Annotated in this window: 21 protein-coding genes and 1 pseudogene; 15 read left to right on the top strand and 7 right to left on the bottom strand. The window is 70.4% G+C overall.

Annotation, left to right across the window (positions count from 1 at the left end; genetic code table 11):
* From ABZT06_RS48930 to ABZT06_RS48955, 6 genes and pseudogenes are all read left to right on the top strand, one after another.
* Nucleotides 1-276: SDR family oxidoreductase (locus ABZT06_RS48930; RefSeq protein WP_355756037.1), on the top strand; the 276-nt coding region annotated here is incomplete at its 5' end.
* Nucleotides 277-360: 84 nt separating this feature from the next.
* On the top strand, nucleotides 361-900 hold the full coding sequence (locus tag ABZT06_RS48935) for a hypothetical protein (RefSeq protein WP_355756040.1): 540 nt from the start codon (nucleotides 361-363) through the stop codon (nucleotides 898-900).
* Between the two features lie 71 nt (nucleotides 901-971).
* The gene (locus ABZT06_RS48940; RefSeq protein WP_355756042.1) at nucleotides 972-1,400 is read left to right on the top strand and encodes a tautomerase family protein; all 429 of its coding nucleotides are present in this window, start codon (nucleotides 972-974) and stop codon (nucleotides 1,398-1,400) included.
* A gap of 285 nt (nucleotides 1,401-1,685) precedes the next feature.
* Nucleotides 1,686-2,231: a UTRA domain-containing protein gene (locus ABZT06_RS48945; RefSeq protein WP_355756079.1), complete on the top strand. Its 546-nt coding sequence runs from the start codon at nucleotides 1,686-1,688 to the stop codon at nucleotides 2,229-2,231.
* A pseudogene (locus ABZT06_RS48950) lies at nucleotides 2,128-2,375 on the top strand (transposase); the annotation flags it as partial. The gene ABZT06_RS48945 and the pseudogene ABZT06_RS48950, both read left to right, overlap by 104 nt.
* 206 nt (nucleotides 2,376-2,581) lie before the next feature.
* Complete coding sequence (locus ABZT06_RS48955; RefSeq protein ID WP_355756045.1) at nucleotides 2,582-3,088, top strand: SigE family RNA polymerase sigma factor; 507 nt, start codon at nucleotides 2,582-2,584, stop codon at nucleotides 3,086-3,088.
* 229 nt (nucleotides 3,089-3,317) lie between these two features.
* On the opposite strand, the gene ABZT06_RS48960 is transcribed toward ABZT06_RS48955, so the two are convergent.
* Nucleotides 3,318-3,611, bottom strand: coding sequence for a hypothetical protein (locus ABZT06_RS48960; RefSeq protein WP_355756048.1), 294 nt, complete (start codon nucleotides 3,609-3,611; stop codon nucleotides 3,318-3,320).
* 79 nt (nucleotides 3,612-3,690) lie between these two features.
* Here ABZT06_RS48960 and ABZT06_RS48965 point away from each other — a divergent pair, with 79 nt between their 5' ends.
* A complete protein-coding gene (locus ABZT06_RS48965; RefSeq protein ID WP_355756050.1) occupies nucleotides 3,691-4,914 on the top strand; it encodes a bifunctional glycosyltransferase family 2/GtrA family protein in 1,224 nt (407 codons plus the stop codon).
* Between the two features lie 107 nt (nucleotides 4,915-5,021).
* Nucleotides 5,022-6,200, top strand: coding sequence for a glycosyltransferase family 39 protein (locus ABZT06_RS48970; protein WP_355756082.1), 1,179 nt, complete (start codon nucleotides 5,022-5,024; stop codon nucleotides 6,198-6,200).
* 151 nt (nucleotides 6,201-6,351) lie between these two features.
* Here the strand turns inward: ABZT06_RS48970 and ABZT06_RS48975 are convergent, their stop codons facing one another.
* The 4 genes from ABZT06_RS48975 to ABZT06_RS48990 all read right to left on the bottom strand — a co-directional run bounded on the left by ABZT06_RS48975 (nucleotide 6,352) and on the right by ABZT06_RS48990 (nucleotide 9,577).
* Nucleotides 6,352-7,323 (bottom strand): nitroreductase family protein, encoded by a 972-nt coding sequence (locus ABZT06_RS48975; RefSeq protein WP_355756052.1) that lies wholly within the window; start codon nucleotides 7,321-7,323, stop codon nucleotides 6,352-6,354.
* 132 nt (nucleotides 7,324-7,455) lie between these two features.
* Nucleotides 7,456-8,157 (bottom strand): response regulator transcription factor, encoded by a 702-nt coding sequence (locus ABZT06_RS48980; protein ID WP_355756054.1) that lies wholly within the window; start codon nucleotides 8,155-8,157, stop codon nucleotides 7,456-7,458.
* A gap of 214 nt (nucleotides 8,158-8,371) precedes the next feature.
* Nucleotides 8,372-9,097, bottom strand: a complete 726-nt coding sequence (locus ABZT06_RS48985; RefSeq protein ID WP_355756056.1) for a CBS domain-containing protein — start codon at nucleotides 9,095-9,097, stop codon at nucleotides 8,372-8,374.
* 15 nt (nucleotides 9,098-9,112) lie between these two features.
* Complete coding sequence (locus ABZT06_RS48990) at nucleotides 9,113-9,577, bottom strand: cyclic nucleotide-binding domain-containing protein (RefSeq protein WP_355756058.1); 465 nt, start codon at nucleotides 9,575-9,577, stop codon at nucleotides 9,113-9,115.
* Between the two features lie 159 nt (nucleotides 9,578-9,736).
* Between ABZT06_RS48990 and ABZT06_RS48995 the strand changes: the two genes are divergently transcribed.
* From ABZT06_RS48995 to pflA, 3 genes are read left to right on the top strand one after another with little or no spacing between them, the layout of a single operon-like run.
* Complete coding sequence (locus tag ABZT06_RS48995; protein WP_355756060.1) at nucleotides 9,737-9,961, top strand: hypothetical protein; 225 nt, start codon at nucleotides 9,737-9,739, stop codon at nucleotides 9,959-9,961.
* A gap of 36 nt (nucleotides 9,962-9,997) precedes the next feature.
* Nucleotides 9,998-12,256, top strand: coding sequence for a formate C-acetyltransferase (gene pflB, locus ABZT06_RS49000; protein WP_355756063.1), 2,259 nt, complete (start codon nucleotides 9,998-10,000; stop codon nucleotides 12,254-12,256).
* On the top strand, nucleotides 12,253-12,993 hold the full coding sequence (gene pflA / locus ABZT06_RS49005) for a pyruvate formate-lyase-activating protein (RefSeq protein ID WP_355756065.1): 741 nt from the start codon (nucleotides 12,253-12,255) through the stop codon (nucleotides 12,991-12,993). The genes pflB and pflA overlap by 4 nt, the downstream gene beginning before the upstream one ends.
* A 75-nt stretch (nucleotides 12,994-13,068) precedes the next feature.
* Here the strand turns inward: pflA and sulP are convergent, their stop codons facing one another.
* The gene (gene sulP, locus ABZT06_RS49010) at nucleotides 13,069-14,757 is read right to left on the bottom strand and encodes a sulfate permease (protein ID WP_355756067.1); all 1,689 of its coding nucleotides are present in this window, start codon (nucleotides 14,755-14,757) and stop codon (nucleotides 13,069-13,071) included.
* A gap of 219 nt (nucleotides 14,758-14,976) precedes the next feature.
* Between sulP and ABZT06_RS49015 the strand changes: the two genes are divergently transcribed.
* The 4 genes from ABZT06_RS49015 (at nucleotide 14,977) to ABZT06_RS49030 (ending at nucleotide 18,586) form a co-directional block, all read left to right on the top strand.
* Nucleotides 14,977-15,615, top strand: a complete 639-nt coding sequence (locus ABZT06_RS49015; protein WP_355756069.1) for a hypothetical protein — start codon at nucleotides 14,977-14,979, stop codon at nucleotides 15,613-15,615.
* 158 nt (nucleotides 15,616-15,773) lie between these two features.
* Nucleotides 15,774-16,679: a universal stress protein gene (locus ABZT06_RS49020; protein WP_355756071.1), complete on the top strand. Its 906-nt coding sequence runs from the start codon at nucleotides 15,774-15,776 to the stop codon at nucleotides 16,677-16,679.
* A 12-nt stretch (nucleotides 16,680-16,691) separates the two neighbouring features.
* Nucleotides 16,692-17,714, top strand: a complete 1,023-nt coding sequence (locus ABZT06_RS49025; protein WP_355756073.1) for a zinc-dependent alcohol dehydrogenase — start codon at nucleotides 16,692-16,694, stop codon at nucleotides 17,712-17,714.
* Complete coding sequence (locus tag ABZT06_RS49030; RefSeq protein ID WP_355756075.1) at nucleotides 17,711-18,586, top strand: universal stress protein; 876 nt, start codon at nucleotides 17,711-17,713, stop codon at nucleotides 18,584-18,586. The genes ABZT06_RS49025 and ABZT06_RS49030 overlap by 4 nt, the downstream gene beginning before the upstream one ends.
* 17 nt (nucleotides 18,587-18,603) lie before the next feature.
* On the opposite strand, the gene ppk2 is transcribed toward ABZT06_RS49030, so the two are convergent.
* Nucleotides 18,604-19,407 (bottom strand): polyphosphate kinase 2, encoded by an 804-nt coding sequence (gene ppk2 / locus ABZT06_RS49035; protein ID WP_355756077.1) that lies wholly within the window; start codon nucleotides 19,405-19,407, stop codon nucleotides 18,604-18,606.
* Nucleotides 19,408-19,526: the final 119 nt, after the last annotated feature.

Consider the following 19,526-nt stretch of genomic DNA (forward strand, 5'->3'; position numbering starts at 1 on the left):
CCGCGCGGTGTCCGCGTGAACACCGTCTCCCCGGGCACCGTGGCCAGCCGGCTGTGGACCGACCCGGACGGTTACGGCGGCAAGGTCGCCGCCGCCTTCGGCGTCGGCCACGACGATCTTCTGGCGGGTCTGCCCGGGCAGGTCGGCATCGCCTCGGGGCGCCTGACCGAACCTGCGGAGGTGGCGGACCTGGTCGCCTTCCTGCTGTCGGAGCGCGCCTCCAACATCCATGGCGCCGACCACGTCATCGACGGCGGCACCCTCAAGGCCGCCTGACAACACCGCCGGCGACGAGTCTTGCGGCCGTGCGGCTCGCGTCCAGTCCTTCACTTCCCGTCGCCTGGAACAGGACAGCGCACGATGAGCACGACCATCCCCGGAACCATCACCACGGTGATGCACGAGGTCGTCCAGTTCTCGATCGGCACGGGGCTGTCTTTCGACGACCTCCGCACCAGCTATGAGCGTGCCGTGCCGTCGTTCGATACCGCTCGGTTCAGCGAGATGGAGCCTGAGCCGGTCACCTGGGACACCGTTCTCGCCGCCACCGCCGAGAACGCGCCACACGGGTTCGTCCGGTACTGGAGCTCCGGCGTCGGGGGCCTGGCACGACTGAGCGTGGCCGCAGACACCGGCAACTGCACCACATACCTGATGGGCAACCACACGGTCGCCCATCGGGTGTACACCCGCGACCCTGCCGTGCTGGTCGCCCCACAGCGCGCCAACATCCACGAGGACCGCCAGGGAGCCGCCTGGTTCTCCGTCGAACAACCCAGCACTCGATTCGCCACCTTCGGCAATCCCGACATCACCAAAGTTGGTCTGGAACTCGACGCCAAACTCGCGGACCTGCTGAGGTTCCTGGACATTCCGGTGCCGGCCGCCCTGGCCACGTAATCCGGCGGACCAACCGGATAGTGCTTATCGAACCCTATGACAGACCCAATGACAGAACGGAAAGGGAATTCATGCCGATCTATCAGTGTCTCGTCCCGGTCGGCTCGCTCGATACCGACCGCCGCACCGAGCTGGCGGAAGCAATCACCACCGTGCATACCTCGGTCACCGGAGCGCCCCGGGGGTTCGTCCATGTCGTGTTCAGTGAATACGAGCCGTCGGAGTTCTTCACCGCCGGACGGCCCAACACACTGTCGGTGATCAATGGAGCGATCCGGGCCGGCAGGGATCGTGCGGCGCGCGCGGAACTTTTGACCCGGCTGTCCGAAGCCTGGACCGCGATCACGGGCCAGCATCCCCGCAGCGTGGTGATCGGGCTCAACGAACTCGATTCGACGTCCGTCATGGAAGCCGGCCTGATCATGCCCGCTCCCGGCGAAGAGGCGGCTTGGGTCGAACGTCACAAGGAGGAACTCGGGCAGGTGCTGTCCAGTACATAGCAGCCTGCAACCCAGCGTGCTCAGCCACAGCAACTCATCCGCAACGGGACGTTCCCGGGCAGCACAGGCCGTGGTGTGGGTTGCTCGTAGCCCCGTGCGGGTCAGGGAGGCCATCCCGAATCCAGTAACGCCCGGCAGGCGACCTGGTACGGGCCTCGATCGAAAGGAACAATCGTGAACGCCGTCCCTGAAGTCAAGCGGAATACTGCCGGGCGTTATTCGTACGAAGCCCGCAGGCGTGCGGCCGGACGCATTACATTCGATTCGGAGATTCACAGCTTGAAAATGGATCCCGCGTCGGCCAGAACCGTCACCAAGACCGCTCCACCTGAGCAGGTTGCAGCCATTCTGGGTGTGTCCCCGGAAGAGATCAGCACGGTAAAGCGGGCTCGTATAATGCTCGCGAATGAGGCCCCGGTGCAGCTTGCCGACTCTTACATCCCTGTCGAGATCGCCGACGGGACCCCTCTCGAAGCAGAAAACAGCGGCCCGGGTGGGATCATCGCGCGTTTTGCCGAGATGGGCCTCTCTCAGGTGAGGATCACCGAGGAGATCAACGTTCGTCCCCCAACTGCTCAGGAAGTCGAATCACTTGAGCTGAGGGAAAACCACTTGGTCTACTCCGTCACGCACGTGGGATGGACTTCCCGTGAAGACAAACGATCATGCGGTGGCCGCAGGTCACAGCGTAGACCCTGCCTGCTGACAGGAGGCGTTCGAGGGCCTGATGAGCCGGATAGCGGGACGCTTCACACGGGTCCCGGACGGCATGCAGCACCTGCTCGGGAGGGCGAAGTGGGATGCCGACCAGGTCCGCGACGAGGTGGGTGACTACGTGGTGGAGCATCTGCACGACGACGAGGCGGTGCTGGTGGGCGACGAGACCGGCGACGTGAAGAAGGGCGCCGACACCGTTGGAGTCCAGCGGCAGTACACCGGCCCCGCGGCAGGATCGAGAACGCCCGGGTCGCCGTCAAGAACGTCACGGTCCACGACAACCTGAGCACCCGGATCGGCAACGCCGTCAATCAACGGCACCTACGTGCACGACGTGGTCCGGAGCCCGTCAGGGATCCCTCGTACGGGAAGTGATCCAGATCACGGACCGCGAGTGCATCGTGCACGGCGGGCCAGTGCCTTTTCACGTGTGTAGGCAACCACGGAAAGCAGGGACAGTGCGGATGGAGCAGGGTCGGGCCCGTGAGTTCGACGCGTTCGTCGAGGCCCGCTGGTCGGCGCTGATCCACCTCGCCCGGCTGCTCGTCGGCGGCGACCGCCACCGGGCCGAGGATCTCGTGCAGGAGTCCCTGGTCAAGCTGTGGTTCGTCTGGCCCAAGGTCGCCGACGAGGCGCCGGAGCCCTATGTCCGCAAAGTGATGGTGCGTGCCGCGGCCCGTTCGGGCCAAAGGCGCTGGTGGGGAGAACGCCCCGTCGAGCAGCTGCCGGAGACGGCGATGGCGGGGGATGTCTCCACGGACGTGGCGGAGCGGTCCCGGCTGGAGGCCGCACTGGCCCAACTGCCTCCGAAGCAACGCGTGGCGGTGGTGTTGCGCTACTACCAGGACCTGCCCGAGGGGCAGGTGGCGGAGGTGCTCGGATGCCCGGTGGGGACGGCCCGGTCCCATGCCGCACGGGGAGTGGCGCGACTGCGCCTGCTCCTGGCCGACGTCATCGAGCCGGTCCAGTGAAGGAGGGCCCCATGGATCACTTCGAGCGGGAACTGGCACGGATGATGCGGGGCGCGAACGAGCCCACCCCCTTCGAGCCGAAGCACCGGGAGCGGCTTGAGAGCGGGGTGCGCCACCGCCGCCGCGTCCGGGCCGCACGCAGGGCCGCCGGTTCCGTGCTCGCCGTCGCCGGTCTCTGCCTCGGGCTGTTCCTGCTGCCCGGAGGGCCGTCCCAGGTGGAACCCGCGGATCATGCCCCGCTTCCCACCGTCACCACGACACCGTGGACGTCCTCACCGCCCGGCACGCCCGACAACTCTCCGAGCGTGCCATCCTCCTCGGCCACGACCGGCCTCCCGGAGCGCACGAACAGCAACGCCGTCACTACGGGGCCGGCCACGGCGCCGGCCACGACGGGGAGCACGGCCGGCGCGACGTCCTCCTCGACCTCGCCGCCGCCCACCTCACGCTCGACCTCGCCCCCACCCACGGGGACGGCGACGTGGCGCAGCGAGTCCCCCTCGATCTCGACCTCGTTCGTCACGCCGTAACCCTCCCGCACACCCCCTTCGTCCCGAGTGTCTTCAGCCTGCCCTGACCAAGCGCGCAAAAGAGGATCAACCATGAGAAAAGCCGGGCCACTTCACGTGCGGGAAGAGAGCCGTCTCCCGCGCCGCGCACCGGTGCCGACGCACCATCCGGAGCCGGTTCTGGACGTGGTCGTCCCGGTCTTCAACGAGGAGGCGGATCTGGAACCGAGCGTGCGGCGGCTCCACGCGCATCTGCGGGAGACGTTCCCCTACCCCTTCCGGATCACCGTCGCCGACAACGCCAGCACCGACCGCACCCCGCAGACGGCAGCCCGGCTGGCGGACGAGTTCCCCGAGGTCGTGTCGCTGAGACTGGCCGACAAGGGCCGGGGCCGGGCGCTGAGTCACGCATGGTCGCACTCGCAGGCGCCCGTCCTCGCGTACATGGACGTGGACCTGTCCACCGACCTGACGGCACTGCTGCCGCTCGTCGCCCCGCTCATCTCCGGACACTCCGACATAGCGATCGGCACCCGACTGGCCCCGGGGTCCCGGGTGGTGCGCGGCCCCAAGAGGGAGATCACCTCCCGGTGCTACAACGCCCTGCTGCGCTCCACCCTGGCCGTGGGCTTCTCCGACGCCCAGTGCGGATTCAAGGCCGTGCGCCGTGACGTGGCCGAACGGCTGCTGCCCCTGGTGCAGGACTCCGGGTGGTTCTTCGACACCGAACTGCTGGTCATCGCCGAGCGGGCCGGGCTGCGCATTCACGAGGTGCCGGTCGACTGGGTCGACGACCCCGACAGCCGGGTGGACATTCTCGCCACAGCACTGGCCGATCTGCGCGGCATCGCCAGGATCGGCGGAGCGCTCCGGCGCGGTACCTTCCGGCCCGCCGCCGTACTCGGGCGCGGTGCGGCCGACACGACGGACGGACCGGCTCGCCAACTCGTGCGCTTCGCCGCCGTAGGAGCGGTCAGCACCCTCGGAAACCTGCTGCTGTACATGGCGTTACGCCCGTTGACCGGACCGCAGACGGCGAACGCCCTCGCCCTGCTGGTCTGCGCCGTCGCCAACACGGCGGCCAACCGGCGCCTCACCTTCGGACTGGGTGGCCGCAACCATGCTGTGCGACACCAGGGGAGAGGGCTGGTGGTGTTCCTTCTCGGACTGGCACTCACCGCCGGGTCCCTCGCCGTTCTGCACCACGAGGCGCCCACGGCCACGCACCACACCGAACTCCTCCTCCTCGTCACCGCCAACCTGGCCGCGACGCTGCTGCGTTTCCTGCTGTTCCGGATGTGGGTCTTCCGCGCATGAACAAGACCGTCACCCGTACGACCACCCAGCGGACGCGCACCTGGAACGCGCGACTCTCGCAACCGCCCGTCCCCGACCGGCCTTCCACGTACGGTCGCCCGCACCGGATGCGCCGCACGGCCGCCCACCACGGGCCCGTCCTGCTCATGTACGGCACGCTGAAGCTGATCGGCTTCGCCGCCTTCATGTACCTGCTGCACTCCACGGGCGACTACCAGAAGAAGAACCCGCGCTTCGGCGGCGGCGCCCACCCCTGGGACGTGCTGGCCACCTGGGACGGCTGGTGGTACCGGCAGATCGCCGAGCACGGATACCACCCCGAACTCGTGCCCGTTCCCGGAGCCACCGGCCTGATCACGCTCGAAGGGAACTCGGCGGCGTTCTTCCCGCTCTATCCGGCACTGACGCGGCTGGTCTCCGAGCTCACCGGGCTCGGCTCGTACGGCGCCGGCATGCTGGTCTCCGTCGTCGCCTCCTTCGCCGCCGCGCTGGGGATCTACGCGGTGACCGAGCGGTTCGGCGGCCGACGGGCCGGGCTGGCCGCGGCCGGACTCTGGGCCATCTGGCCCGGTTCCGGCGTGGAGTGGGCGCTCTACTCCGACTCCCTCTACGTCGCCCTGGCCGTCTGGACCTGCCATGCCGTCCTGCGCCGACGATGGCTCACCGCCGGTCTCCTTGCCTGCGCCGCCGGGCTCAACCGGCCCACCGCCGCGGCGCTGATCGCCGCCGTTCTCGTCGCCGCCCTGCTCGCGCTCCGCCGCCGCCAGGACGGACTGCGGCGTCCGCTCGCCGCGATGGCCCTCGCCCCGCTGGGACTGCTCGGCTACCTCGGCTGGGTCGGCCACCGGATGGGTGACTACGCCGGCTACTTCCGGCTCCAGTCAGGTGCCTGGGCCCACGAGTGGGACTTCGGCCGACAGACCTTGGACGTCCTCACGTCGGTCCCGGTGGGCCGCTCCGACTATCTCTTCCCCTGGCCCTTCGCGGACATGATCGGCGTCGGGGTCGTCCTGCTCGTCATCCTCCTGCTCCCGCTGCTGATCCGGATCCGTCCCCCGGCCGTCCTGACCGTCTACACCCTCCTCACCCTCGTCCTCGTCCTGGGCAGCCAGCAGATCTTCGGCAACGTCTCGCGCTATCTGCTCCCTCTGTTCCCCCTGTTCATCCCGCCGGCCCTGGCCCTGCGCCGCCTCGGCCCGGCCTGCCAGTTCACCCTGCTCGGCATAGCGGCCCTGGCCTCCGGGTCGTACGCGGGCTACGCCCTGTTCGAACTGGGAGTGCCGTGATGGTGCCGGCGGGGCGGCTCTGCGTGCCGGGATCGTCGGAAGGGGTCGGCGCCGACGTACCGCTCGAACGGCGGGTGAACGCGCCCCGGAGCTCGTGGGCGCGGGCCCGGAGCCGTGGGTGACCCCAGATGGCTGCGCATCTCCTGGTACCTCATAGCGGCATGCGGCCGAGCCCGTCACTACGAGGCGAGGCCGGTCCTCCGGGGCCGTAGCCGAGGCGGATCACCATCTGGGCATGGTGCGGACGGGCGTCCGCCGACGAGACGAGCCGTTCGCGTAGGTCAGGCCACTCCAAGGCCTGGTGCAGGAGCGATGCGCGGACTCCGTGCGCGGTGGCGAGGAGCAGGACCCTTTCGAGGGCCTGGCCTGCGCGGAGCCAGTCGGTACGGCGGTCGTGGGCGGTGGTCAGTACGACGATCGTCGGCCGTTTCTCGAAGGGTACAGCGAGCACCCCCGCGTGGCGGTGGGCGCCGAAGTCGCGCATCGGGACGCGTCCCAGGAAGTCCTGGGGGCCGAGCGTCTCGGCCGGCATGCCGAGGCCGGAGCCGTCCGCCTCCCGTACCCAACGGCGGCTTTCCTCCGCCCTGTCCGAGTCGGCGGTGTTGCGGTGCTCCGCCTCCCTGGCGAGGTGCAGCACGCGGCCGGTCCGGAGCGGCGAGAGGTGGTGCAGCCGGGCCCCTTCCGCGTGTGCCGCCTCAGCGAGTTCGGTGAGCACGGCGGTGGGCAGCGGTCGTTCCGAGAAGGGGAAGCGGCTGGTGTGCCGGCGCCACACGGAGTCGTACAGGGAGGCGTACGAGCACGGCTTGGCGATGCCGCCCAGTCGTACGGTGGCGAGCAGGTCCGGCTGGTCGGGACGCGGGAGCAACCGGGTCACCGGTTCCCAGCCGAAGTGCTCGACCGCGATCCGCAGGTTCAGGACCGCGCACCCCACGGACACGTGCAGGGCCCGGCCCACCGGATCGATGTGGCGCACGGCGCGGTCTGTGGCCGCGCGGATCTCCACGGTGAGGGTGTCCGGGTCCAGGCGGAAACGCCAGGGCTGGGTGTTGTGGATCGACGGGGCGGCCACGGCCGCCGAGACCAGCGCCTCCAAGGTCGTGCCGTCGAGGACTGCGGAACGCATCGGAGCCTCCTCCCCGCCCTACGCCGAAGGCGGCGTCGGGTTTCGCTGTGACCGGACCAGCGTGGCGTCCGGCGCACGGGGCGAGGCAGGGGCCGTACGGCCCTGGCGGGCTCCGGACGGCCCAGCCGGAGCTCACCTGGCGGGGCGGTCGCCGGCCTCCGGCTGTTCGAGCTGGGAAGCCAGGACGGCGGCCTGGACACGGCGCTGCACCCCGAGCTTGGCCAGCAGGCGGGAGATGTGGTTCTTGACGGTCTTCTCCGACAGGTAGAGCTTCTTGCCGATCTCCCGGTTCGTCAGGCCGTCGCCGATCAGCGCGAGGATGTCCCGCTCACGGGGTGACAGGCTCGCCAGTTCGGGTGCGACGGTCGGAGCCTCGGAGGGATCGGCGCGCAGCGAGCGCATCAGGCGGGCCGTGGTCGCGGGGTCCAGCAGGGACTGGCCGGACGCGACCGTGCGGACCGCCGAGACCAGGTCGGAGCCCCGGATCTGCTTCAGGACGTAGCCCGAAGCACCGGCCATGATGGCGTCCAGCAACGCCTCTTCCTCATCGAACGAGGTCAGCATCAGACAGGCCAGCTCGGGCATCTGACTGCGCAGCTCACGGCAGACGGTGATGCCGTCGCCGTCCGGGAGACGTACGTCGAGCACGGCGACGTCCGGGCGCAGCGCCGGGCCCCGGACCAGGGCGTGCGCGACGGTGTCCGCGTCGCCGACCACCGTGATGTCGGGTTCGGCGTCGAGCAGGTCGGTGATACCCCGTCGTACGACCTCGTGGTCGTCGAGCAGGAAGACACGGATCGGATTCTGCTCCGTGAAGGTGCGTGTCCCGGTCATGACGGCCCCTTGTTCCCGGTGGCGGACGGACTGCGGCTGTCCGTGACAACGATCATTACGCGCCGGGGCCGGTTGTACTAGGGCCGACCGGCCCTCCTCGGCTTCGAGACGCACCCCCAGCGGCTCCCAACCGGTGTTCACGAGGCCGCGGGAGGCCGACACCTTTCGTGAAGCGGCTGGTCGCCGCCGAGCGGTACCAGGCCGTGCCGCCGGATCACCGAGCATCCGACGTCGAACGGCCGGCTCCCGCGCCTCCGGGCCGCGCGGCCCTCATGTCCGACGCGCTGCCAGAGTTCCCTGGCTCGTCCAGGTCGAAGTCCACGTCCACCACACCCTCGACGGCACGTACCAGGCGGGCGGCCACGGGGATCAAAGAGGTGTCGCGGACCCGGCCGGAGAGCGTCACGACTCCGTCGTGCACGTCGACGCGGATCGCCGACGCAGGGGCGGGGAAGAGGTAGGACGCCACTTCGCGGCGGACCTCCTCGGCGATCTCCTCGTCGCCGCGCAGGAACACCTTGAGCAGGTCGGCCCTGCTGACGATGCCCTCCAGGAGGCCCCGTTCGTCCACCACCGGCAGCCGCTTGACCCTGGCGTGCGCCATGGTGCGGGCGGCCTGGGCGAGGGTCGAGTCCGGGCGGGTGGTGAGCGCCGGTGAGGTCATCAGCTCCTCCGCGGTGACCGCGCCGGCCTTCGCCAGGTCGGAGAGGCGGCGCAGCTGGGTGTACCGGTCGGGGTCGCTGTCGCGGAACTCCTCCTTGGGCAGCAGATCGGCCTCGGAGACGACGCCGACGACCCGGCCCTCGCCCTCGACGACGGGCAGGGCGCTGACCTTCCGGTCCTGTATCAGCTGCACGATCTCCTTGAAGGTCGCCTTGCGGCCGACAGCGGCGACCGTGTGGGTCATGACGTCGCTGACGATGTGCGGGGTGCCGTGCATGATCACTCCTCGCGTTCAGATGTAGCTGCCGGAGCCGTACGGCGCGTAGAGGTCCAGCAGGCGGATCCGGGCGGAGCGGAGTCGGTGGGCGAGCACGTCACCGACCCACTGGGCCACGGCGCTGCCCAGGGCCGGGTCCTCCTGGCACATCAGGCGGACGGCCGTCGCGTCGAACTCGTACGCCCGCACCGGCGTCGTCGCCTCGGCTCCCAGGTGATAGGCGTGCGGGACGAACAGCCAGGACCAGCCGACCAGTTCGTTGTGCCGCAGGCTCTCGATGACAGCCGGGCGACGACCGGGTACGTGCATGTCGAGCTCGACGGTTCCCGTGCGGATGATCCAGAACCGGTCGGCCGCGCCGCCTTCCTCGAACAGTCGCGTCCCCTGCGGGATCGACACCTCACGGGCGACGCGCATGAGCCGGTTCCGGTGCTCGGCCGGCAGGGCGCGCAGCAAGCTGGGCGTGGGGGTGGTGATCATGGCGTGCCTCCCGACAGGTCTGCGAACTACCAGTGCCAGCCTGTGCGCCTCGCGGGTGCCGGCCCATGGGCCACTCGGTCCATCGGCCGGGCCACTCGGCTCCGCCGTGACGACCTTCGGCACGCTGTGGCACCACCGCGCAGGCTGTTGCATGAAGACGTGAGAAGACCTCGACCGACGGAGGAGGTGAGCTTCGTGGGCACCTCGCTGACACCCGACTTCTGGCGGCTGTTCGCCGTCCTGCTGGTGATCTTCACCGCGATCACGTTCGTCGTGAGTGCCGCCCTCGACGTGCTGGTCCTCAGGACGCAGCAGCGTCGCCGGTCCACGGAGAGCAGGACCGCGCCCGCTGAGCAGCCCCGACGGGCACTGGCGCGTCGCTGAGACGCGCGCAGGCAGGAGTACGAGAGAGGAACGGCGATGACCGCCACCGTGACACCAGGCATCCGAGCAGACGGTGCCTGGCGTGGGTTCACCGGGACCCGCTGGCGCACGCACATCGACGTGCGCGACTTCGTGCAGGCCAACTACACGCCGTACGAAGGCGACGCGTCCTTCCTGACCGGACCCACGGAGCGCACCCGCTCCGTCTGGAGGAAGGTCAGCGCCCTGTTCCCCGAGGAACGCCGCAGGGGAATCCTCGACGTCGACACCGCCACTCCCTCCACGATCACCTCCCACGCGCCCGGCTACATCGACTGGGACCGTGAACTGATCGTGGGCCTGCAGACCGACGCCCCGCTCAGGCGCGCGATCATGCCGAACGGCGGGCTGCGGATGGTCGAGAACGGGCTGAAGGCGTACGGCTACGAGTCCGACCCGTTCGTGACGCGCGTCTTCGGTACCTACCGCAAGACCCACAACGACGGCGTCTTCGACGCCTACACCCCCGAGATGAAGGCCGCCCGCAGGGCCGGCATCATCACCGGGCTGCCCGACGCCTACGGCCGGGGCCGGATCATCGGCGACTACCGGCGGGTCGCGCTGTACGGAACGGACCGGCTGATCGAGGCCAAGAAGGCCGAGCGGGCCCAGCTCGACACCCGCCCCTCCACCGCGGACGTCATCCGCGACCGGGAGGAACTCGCCGAACAGATAAGGGCGTTGGACGAGCTGAACCTAATGGCGGCGAGCTACGACTGCGACGTCTCCCGTCCCGCGGCCACCGCCCACGAGGCGGTGCAGTGGCTCTACCTCGGCTATCTCGCCGCCGTGAAGGAGCAGAACGGCGCCGCGATGTCGCTGGGCCGCACCTCGACCTTCCTCGACTGCTACCTCCGACGGGACCTGGATCAGGGACTGATCGACGAGACCCGCGCCCAGGAACTGATCGACGACTTCGTGATCAAACTGCGGATCGTACGGTTCCTGCGCACCCCCGAGTACGACGCCCTGTTCTCCGGCGACCCGACCTGGGTCACGGAGTCCATCGGAGGCATGGGCGCCGACGGGCGGACCCTCGTCACCCGGACCTCCTTCCGCTTCCTGCAGACCCTGTACAACCTCGGCCCGGCCCCGGAACCCAACCTGACCGTGCTGTGGTCGCCCCGACTGCCCGCCGCATTCAAGGAGTTCTGCGCCCAGGTCTCCGTCGACACCAGCGCCGTCCAGTACGAGTCCGACGACCTGCTGCGCCCCCGCACCGGCGACGACACCGCGATCGCCTGCTGCGTGTCCGCGATGGCGGTCGGCAAGCAGATGCAGTTCTTCGGCGCACGGGTCAACCTCGCCAAGGCGCTGCTGTACGCCGTCAACGGCGGCCGGGACGAGATGACCGGCGAGCAGATCGCACCGGCGGCGCCTCCACTGACGGGCGAGTATCTGGACTACGAAGAGCTGTCGGCGGCGTACGACGGCGTCCTGGACTGGCTGGCGCGGACGTATGTCGACGCGCTCAACGTCATCCACTACATGCACGACAAATACGCCTACGAGCGCATCGAGATGGCCCTGCACGACCACCCCGTGCACCGCTTCATGGCGTGCGGCATCGCCGGCCTCTCGGTCGCGGCGGACAGCCTGTCCGCCGTCAAGTACGCCCGCGTGAAGGTGTTCCGGGACGCCACCGGACTCGCCGTCGACTTCCGCACCGAGGGCGACTTCCCGGCGTACGGCAACAACGACGACCGCGCCGACAGCATCGCCGTCGGCCTGGTGGAGTCCTTCATGGCCAAGGTGCGCAGGCACCCCGCCCACCGGGACGCCGAGCACACCCAGTCGGTGCTCACCATCACCTCGAACGTCGTCTACGGCAAGCACACCGGCAACACCCCGGACGGTCGCCGCGCCGGAGCCCCCTTCGCCCCCGGCGCCAACCCGATGAACGGACGGGACCGGCACGGGGTGGCCGCCTCCGCGCTGTCGGTGGCCAAGCTGCCGTACGAACAGGCCAGGGACGGCATCTCGTTGACGACGACGATCACGCCCGAGGGGCTGGGGCACAGCCCGGGGGAGCGGGCCGGACACCTGGTCGGCATCCTCGACGCGTACACGGCCGCGGGCGGCTTCCACATGAACGTCAACGTCCTGGACCGCGCCACGCTGGAAGACGCCATGGAACACCCGGAGAAGTATCCGGACCTGACCATCCGCGTCTCAGGGTACGCGGTCAACTTCACCCGCCTGACGCGGGAGCAGCAACGCGACGTGATCAGCCGCACCTTCCACGGATCGTTGTGAGCACGGTGCCGTCCGTCGGCCGGATCCATTCCTGGGACCTGTCCACCGGCGTGGACGGGCCCGGAACCCGGTTCGTCCTCTTCGTCTCCGGCTGCCCGCTGCGCTGCCTGTACTGCGCCAACCCGGACACCTGGCACATGCGCGACGGACGGACCGCGACGGTCGACGAGGTGATGGCGGAGATCGAGAAGTACCGGGCCTTCATCACCACGGCCGGTGGCGGGGTGACGATCACGGGCGGCGAGCCGCTGCTCCAGACCGCCTTCACCGGCGAGATCCTGCGCCGCTGCAAGCGGGCCGGGCTGCACACCGCCCTCGACACCTCCGGATTCCTGGGGGCCCGCGCCGGCGACGAACTCCTCGCCGACACCGACCTGGTGCTGCTGGACATCAAGTCCTTCGACATCAGGACCTACCGGCGGCTCACGGGCGGCGAGCTCGGCCCCACCCTGAACTTCGCGACCCGCCTCGACCGCCTCGGCGTCCGGATGTGGATCCGGTACGTCCTGGTGCCCGGCTGGACGGACCACGCGGACGCCGTCGAGGGCCTGGCCCGCTTCGTCGCCGGACTCGACTCGGTCGACCGCGTCGACGTCCTTCCGTTCCACAAGCTCGGCGCGGCGAAGTACGAGGCCCTGGGCCTCCCGTTCCCGCTGAGCGACACACCCGCCCCGGCACCGGAATCGGTCGAGCGGGTACGGGAGCAGTTCCGCGCGCAGGGCTTGGTCGCCTACTGAAAGGGGGAAGCGGGCGATCGGGTGACGGGCTGAGGTACCGGCGACCGGCCGTACGAACGCGAACAGCGCCTCGGCCTAGAGCTCCTCGAACTGGCGACGGTAGGCGGCCACTGCCGTCGGCAGGGTCGGGAAGATCAGCTCCGGCCCCACGGAGTCCGCGAGACCGTACGCCTCGAGGTCGTCCAGGAGGTCCTGCTTCACGCGGGCGAGGGCGAACACCACTCCCCGGGTGCCGAGTTCACGGCGCAGTTCGTCCATCGCGTCCAGCGCCGTGATGTCGACCTCGACATTGGCCTCGGTGTTGAGGACGAACCACCGTACGGGCTGGGTCTGTTTGTCGACGGCGGCCAGCGCGCGGCGGTGGAAGTCCTCGGCGTTGGCGAAGAAGAGCGGGGAGTCGTAGCGGTAGACGAGCAGGCCGGGGATCGTGCGGGCGGTCGGGTAGTCGTCGACGTCGTGCATGCCGGCCACTCCCGGCACCACGCCCTCGATCGCGTCGTGCGGACGGGCCACCCGGCTCAGCAGCTCGGCCACCGACAGGCCGACGGCGACGAGCACGCCGTACAGGATGTCGAGTGCGAGCACGCCGGCCAGGCAGCCGAGCGCGAGCAGCAGTTCGCGGCGGCGGAAGGCGGCGAGGCGGCGGAAGCCCGCGAGGTCGATCATGCGGACGGCGGCGTAGACGACGAGCGCGCCGAGCACCGCGGAGGGCGTACGGGAGAGCAGCGGGCTGAGGAAGAGCAGGACGGCGAGGACCACGGCCCCGGCGACCAGCGAGTACCCCTGGCTGCGGGCGCCCGCCGAGGAGGCGAGCGCGGTGCGGCTGGCGCTGCTGCTGACCGGGAAGCCGTGCAGGACGCCCGCGCCGAGGTTGGCCGCGCCCAGCGCCAGGAACTCCTGGTTGGCGTCGAGCGCCGGACCCTCGGCGTGGAACGCCCGCGCGGTGAGGATGAAGTCGGTGTACGCGACGATGAGTACGCCGAGGGCGGGCAGGACCAGACGCGGCAGCTCGCTCAGGTCCGGCCACGCCAGGCTCGGCAGACCGGACGGGATCTCGCCGATCACCTTGATGCCGTACCGGTCGTCGAGATCGAACACGACCACGGCGGCGGTGCCGAGGACGAAGGCGGCCAGGGGGCCCGGGACCCGTCTCGGCACCGTGAAGAGGAACGCGAGCACGGCGGCGGACAGGACCACGGTCGCCACGTGGGCATCGGCCATGTGGCTGAGGAACGACCACAGTTGGGGGAAGAACTCCGAGCCGGTCGTCCGCACCCCGGTGAGCTTGGGCAGCTGATCCACCATCATGATCAGTGCCACGCCGCTCAGGTAGCCGATCAGGACGGGGCGGGAGAGCAGGTCCGCGAGGAAGCCCAGGCGCACCACGCGCGCCACCAGGCACAGGAGTCCGACGGTGACCGCGAGGGTGGCCGCCACCGTGGCGTAGCGCCCCGGGTCACCGGCGGCGATCGGACCGACCACGGTGGCCGTCATCAGCGCGGTCGTGGACTCGGGGCCGACCGAGAGCAGGCGTGAGGACCCGAACAGGGAGTACAGACCGAGGGCGGGCAGGATCGCCCACAGTCCGGTCACCGGCGGGAGCCCCGCCACGCCCGCGTACGCCATGACCTGCGGCACCAGATAGGCGGCCACGGTGACGCCGGCCAGCAGGTCGCCCCTCAGCCAGGCGCGCCGGTAGCCGAGGAGCGCGGCTGCCCCGGGCACCAGGCGCCGCCATCCCGCAGTGCCTGTGTGCTGCCTCATGAACCACCTTCCTCCGTCGGGCCTCAGGATCCACCGGCCCCGGCGGTGACCGCGAGTCCTGGATCGAGGAGACCGAGCGTGCACCCCAACGGTCCCTGAAAACAGGGCCGTTCAGCCCAACGGCGGCGGTCCTTCGGCACCCGGCGGTGGCGGCCCCGCGAGACGAGAGTAAGCGGCGTCAGGAACCAACCGGACAGCCCCCCCGAAGGGATCACCACCATGGCCGTGCACGAGCACCCTCACCGGAGCCCGGGCTTCCACCTGCCGTCCTTCCGCAGGCGCCGGACCGCTTCCGCATCCGAGACCGCCGTGTCGGCCCGTATCGGCACGGACACCGCGCAGGCCTACGTGTTCGCGTCCCTGCGCCTGCTCACCGGGTTCGTCTTCCTGTGGGCCTTCCTCGACAAGACCTTCGGCCTCGGCTACGCCACCGGTTCCGGCAAGGGCTGGATCGACGGCGGCTCGCCCACCAAGGGCTTCCTCGGCGGGGTGGCCGCCGGGCCGATGGAGTCCACCTTCCACTCCTGGGCCGGAGACTCCTGGGCCGACTGGCTGTTCATGCTCGGTCTGCTCGGCATCGGCGTCGCGCTGACGGCCGGCGTGGCACTGCGGTTCGCAGCCGTCGCGGGCACCGTGATGATGGCGCTGATGTGGGTCGCCGAGTGGCCGCCCGCCCAGCACCTCTCCGACGGTTCGCCGAGCATGTCGACGAACCCCTTCGCGGACTACCACCTCGTCTACGCCGTCGTCCTGATCGCCCTGGCCGCCGCGTCGGCCGGAGACACCCTCGGTCTCGGCAAGCTCTGGGCCAAGCTCCCGCTGGTTCGTCGCAGCCGCTGGCTCCGCTGGCTCCGCTGACCGCGGGAGGCGCGGCGGGCCCCACCCCGGCGCGGGTCCGCCGCACCGAAGACCGGTCCGGGCCGGTCGGCCCCGGGCAGGGACATGCGGCCCCTGCCCGGGACCTCATCCGAAGACGACGCTCGAATCGGGAAACCCCGATTCAGGAGGTGGAGAACATGACCCGCACCGTCACCGTCGGCCTCGACGGCTCGTCCGAGAGCCGCGCCGCGGCCGAGTGGGCGGCCCGTGAGGCAGCGCTGCTCGGTCTGCCGCTGAAGCTGGTCCAGGTCTGGGAGCCGGTGCCCGCCCCCATGGCCCAGGCACCACTGCTCGGCGCCGAGACCCACCAGCACTGGACCGAGCGGATTCCCCGGGAGACCTCCGAAGGGCTCCGGTTGCGCCACCCCGGCCTCGACGTGACCACCGAGCAGCTGACCGGCCGGCCCGCCGACGAGTTGGTGAGCGCGGCGAAGGACGCCGAGCTGCTGGTACTCGGCTCGCGCGGACTGAGCGGGATCGGCGGATTCGTCGTCGGCTCCGTGGGCCTGGCGGTCGTCGCGCACGCCGAACGGCCGGTCGTGCTGGTCCGGGCCGGGGAATCGGCCGCCGACGAACACGAGATGGACCCGGCGGGCATCCCGTCCGCCGCGACCACGTTCCGGCCCGTCGTCCTCGGTCTCGACATCGAGAGCCCGGACGAGGAGCTGATCGCCTTCGCGTTCGCCGCCGCCGTCCGCCGCGGTGCGCCCCTGCGGGTCGTCCACGGCTGGAATCCACCCCCGTACTACGCCTACGGCCTCTCCGTGGACCTCGAACTCCACGCCGAACTGGCCCGGCGCGAGACCACCACCCTGACCGAGGTCCTGGACCCGTGGCGCAAGAAGTTCCCGGACGTCGAGGTCAGCGAGCAGTCCTCCTACGGCACCCCCGGCCACCACCTGGCCGAGGCCTCCCGCGAGGCCTCGCTGGTCGTGGTGGGCCGGCGTGTCCGCCGCAGCTCGTTCGGCGCCCACATCGGCTCCGTCACCCACGCCGTCCTGCACCACTCCACCGCGCCCGTCGCCGTGGTCCCCCATCCCTGAGGAGCAGCAACCATGAAGGCAGCGGTCGTACGAGCGTTCGGTGAGCCCCTGGTCATCGAGGAGCGGCCCGATCCCGAACCGGGCCCCGGCCAGGTCCGCGTCCGCGTCGAGGCGTCCGGGCTGTGCCACACCGACATCCATGCCGCCCGCGGCGACTGGCCGGTCAAGCCGACTCCGCCGTTCGTGCCCGGCCACGAGGGCGTGGGCCTGGTCGAGAAGCTCGGCGACGGCGTCACCCACCTGTCTGTGGGACAGCGGGTCGCCGTGCCCTGGCTGGGCAAGGCCTGCGGGCGGTGCGAGCACTGCCTGTCCGGCTGGGAGACGCTGTGCGAGCAGCAGGTCAACACCGGCTACGGCTGCGACGGCGGCTACGCCGAGAAGATGCTGGCCTGGGCCGACTTCGCCCAGCCGGTGCCGCACGGCATCACCGCCGTCGACGCCGCACCGCTGACCTGCGCCGGCGTGACCACGTACAAGGCCCTCAAAGTCGCCGGCGTACGGCCCGCGCAGCTCGTCGCGGTCTCCGGGATCGGCGGACTCGGGCACCTGGCCCTGCAGTACGCGAAGATCGCCGGAGCCCAGGTCGCGGCGATCGACGTCACCGACGAGAAACTCGAACTCGCCGCCGAACTGGGCGCGGACCTCGTCATCGACGCCCGCAAGGACGACGTCGGCCAGGTCCTCAAGCGGTACGGTGGCGCGCACGCGGCGATCGCCCTGGCGGTGAACGAGGACGCCTTCGCCGCCGTCAACTCCGGGCTGCGGCGCGGCGGCAAGCTCGTCATGGTCGCCCTGCCCGCGCACGGCACGATCCAGGTCCCGATCTTCGACACCGTCCTGAACGGGACGAGTGTCATCGGCTCCATCGTCGGCACCCGTCAGGACCTCGCCGAGGTCTTCCAGCTGCACGCGGCCGGCCGTACCCGGGTCATCTCCGAGACCCGCCCGCTCGACACGGTCAACGAGTCCATCGAGGACGTGCTGCGCGGCCAGGTCAAGGCACGGATCGTCTTCGACCTGGGAGCGGGGCGATGAGCGCGACGTCGATGGATCTTCCGGTCGTCGTCGGTGTCGACGGCTCCGAGCCGAGTCTGCGGGCCGTCGACTGGGCTGCCGACGAGGCCGTGGGGCGTGGGGTGTCGCTGCGGATCGTGAACGCCTGCCTGTGGGAGCGGTACGAGGGCGCCGCGCTGGCCCACGACCTGGGCGCGCCCGCCACCCGGGTGCTGCCGCAGGACGTCGTCCGGGTCGCCCTCCGGCGCGCCGGCACCCGGCACCCCGACCTGAAGGTGACCTCCGAGGTGATCTTCGAGGAGCCCGAGTACGCGCTGGTCAAGGAGAGCCGCAACGCCTCCCTGCTGGTGACGGGCACCCGGGGCCGCGGTGCCGTGACCGAGGCGCTGCTGGGTTCCGTGAGCCTGACGGTGGCCGGGCACGCACACTGCCCCGTGATCGTCGTCCGGGGCAGCCACGACAACCAGGCCCGGTCGGGGCGGCACCGCCGCATCGTCGTGGGCGTCGGGGAGAAGGCGGCCGTGGGCTTCGCCGTCGAGGAGGCCGAGCGGCGCGGCGTGCCGGTGGAGGCGATACGGGCCTGGCGGTGCCCGGCGCACGAGAGCACCGACCATCCGCTGCTGGTCGGGGAGCCCGCCCGGCTGCACGAGGAGCAGGCGGTGGAGACCCTGGACGCGGCCCTGCGGGGCGTGTCCGCCGACGCCGGGCTGGACCGCCGTACGGTCGAGGGCCCCGCCGGCGAGGTCCTGGTGGCCGCCTCGCACCACGCCGACCTCCTGGTCGTGGGAGCCAGGCGCCGCCCGCGGCACTTCGGGCTCCAGCTGGGGCGGGTGGCCCACCGGGTGCTGCACCACTCCACCTGCCCGGTCGCGATCGTGCCCGAGCAGGTGTGAGCGAGGTGACCGGCTGCTCAGAGGCTCGCCGCGTGGTCGGGGACGTAGGTCTGCAGATCGCGCGGCGTCCGCTCGTAACCGGTCGACGTCGGCCGCTCGGGCAGCTCCAGCACGGGCGGCGGCACCTCCCGGTAGGGCACGGAGGACAGCAGGTGGGCGATCATGTTCAGCCGTGCCCGGCGCTTGTCGTCGCTCTCCACGACGAACCAGGGCGCCTCCGCGATGTCGGTGTGCACCATCATCTCGTCCTTGGCCCGGGAGTACGCCTCCCAGTGGGTGATCGACTCCAGGTCCATCGGCGACAGCTTCCAGCGGCGCAGCGGATCCTCCAGACGCTTGCGGAAGCGTTCCTGCTGCTCGGTGTCGCTCACCGAGAACCAGTACTTGCGCAGCACGATGCCCGCCTCGACGAGCATCCGTTCGAAGATCGGGCACTGGCGCAGGAACAGCTGGTACTCCTCCTTCGTGCAGAAGCCCATCACGTGCTCGACGCCGACCCGGTTGTACCAGGACCGGTCGAACAGCACGATCTCGCCGGCCGCCGGCAGGTGCTCGACGTAGCGCTGGAAGTACCACTGCGTGCGCTCGCGCTCGGTCGGCTTGGGCAGCGCCGCGATCCGGGCGACACGGGGGTTGAGGTGCTCGGCGACCCGCTTGATGGTGCCGCCCTTGCCGGCCGCGTCCCGCCCCTCGAAGACCACGACCACCCGGGCGCCCTCCGCCCGCACCCACTCCTGCAGTTTGACCAACTCGGTCTGCAGACGCAGCAGTTCCTTCTCGTACGACGTGCGCGGCAGCTTCGCCGCGTTCTTCCCGGCCATGCCGCCTCCACCGTCCGATGACTTACCTAGTGCCGCTCCGCAGAAGTTCGTGGAGGGGTGTTGATCAAGTTGTCTTCAGTGGGGTGCCTTCGTAGGTCCAGCGGTAGGGTCTCGCGGCC

The organism is Streptomyces sp. NPDC005483, from assembly GCF_040606035.1.
GTDB lineage: Bacteria > Actinomycetota > Actinomycetes > Streptomycetales > Streptomycetaceae > Streptomyces.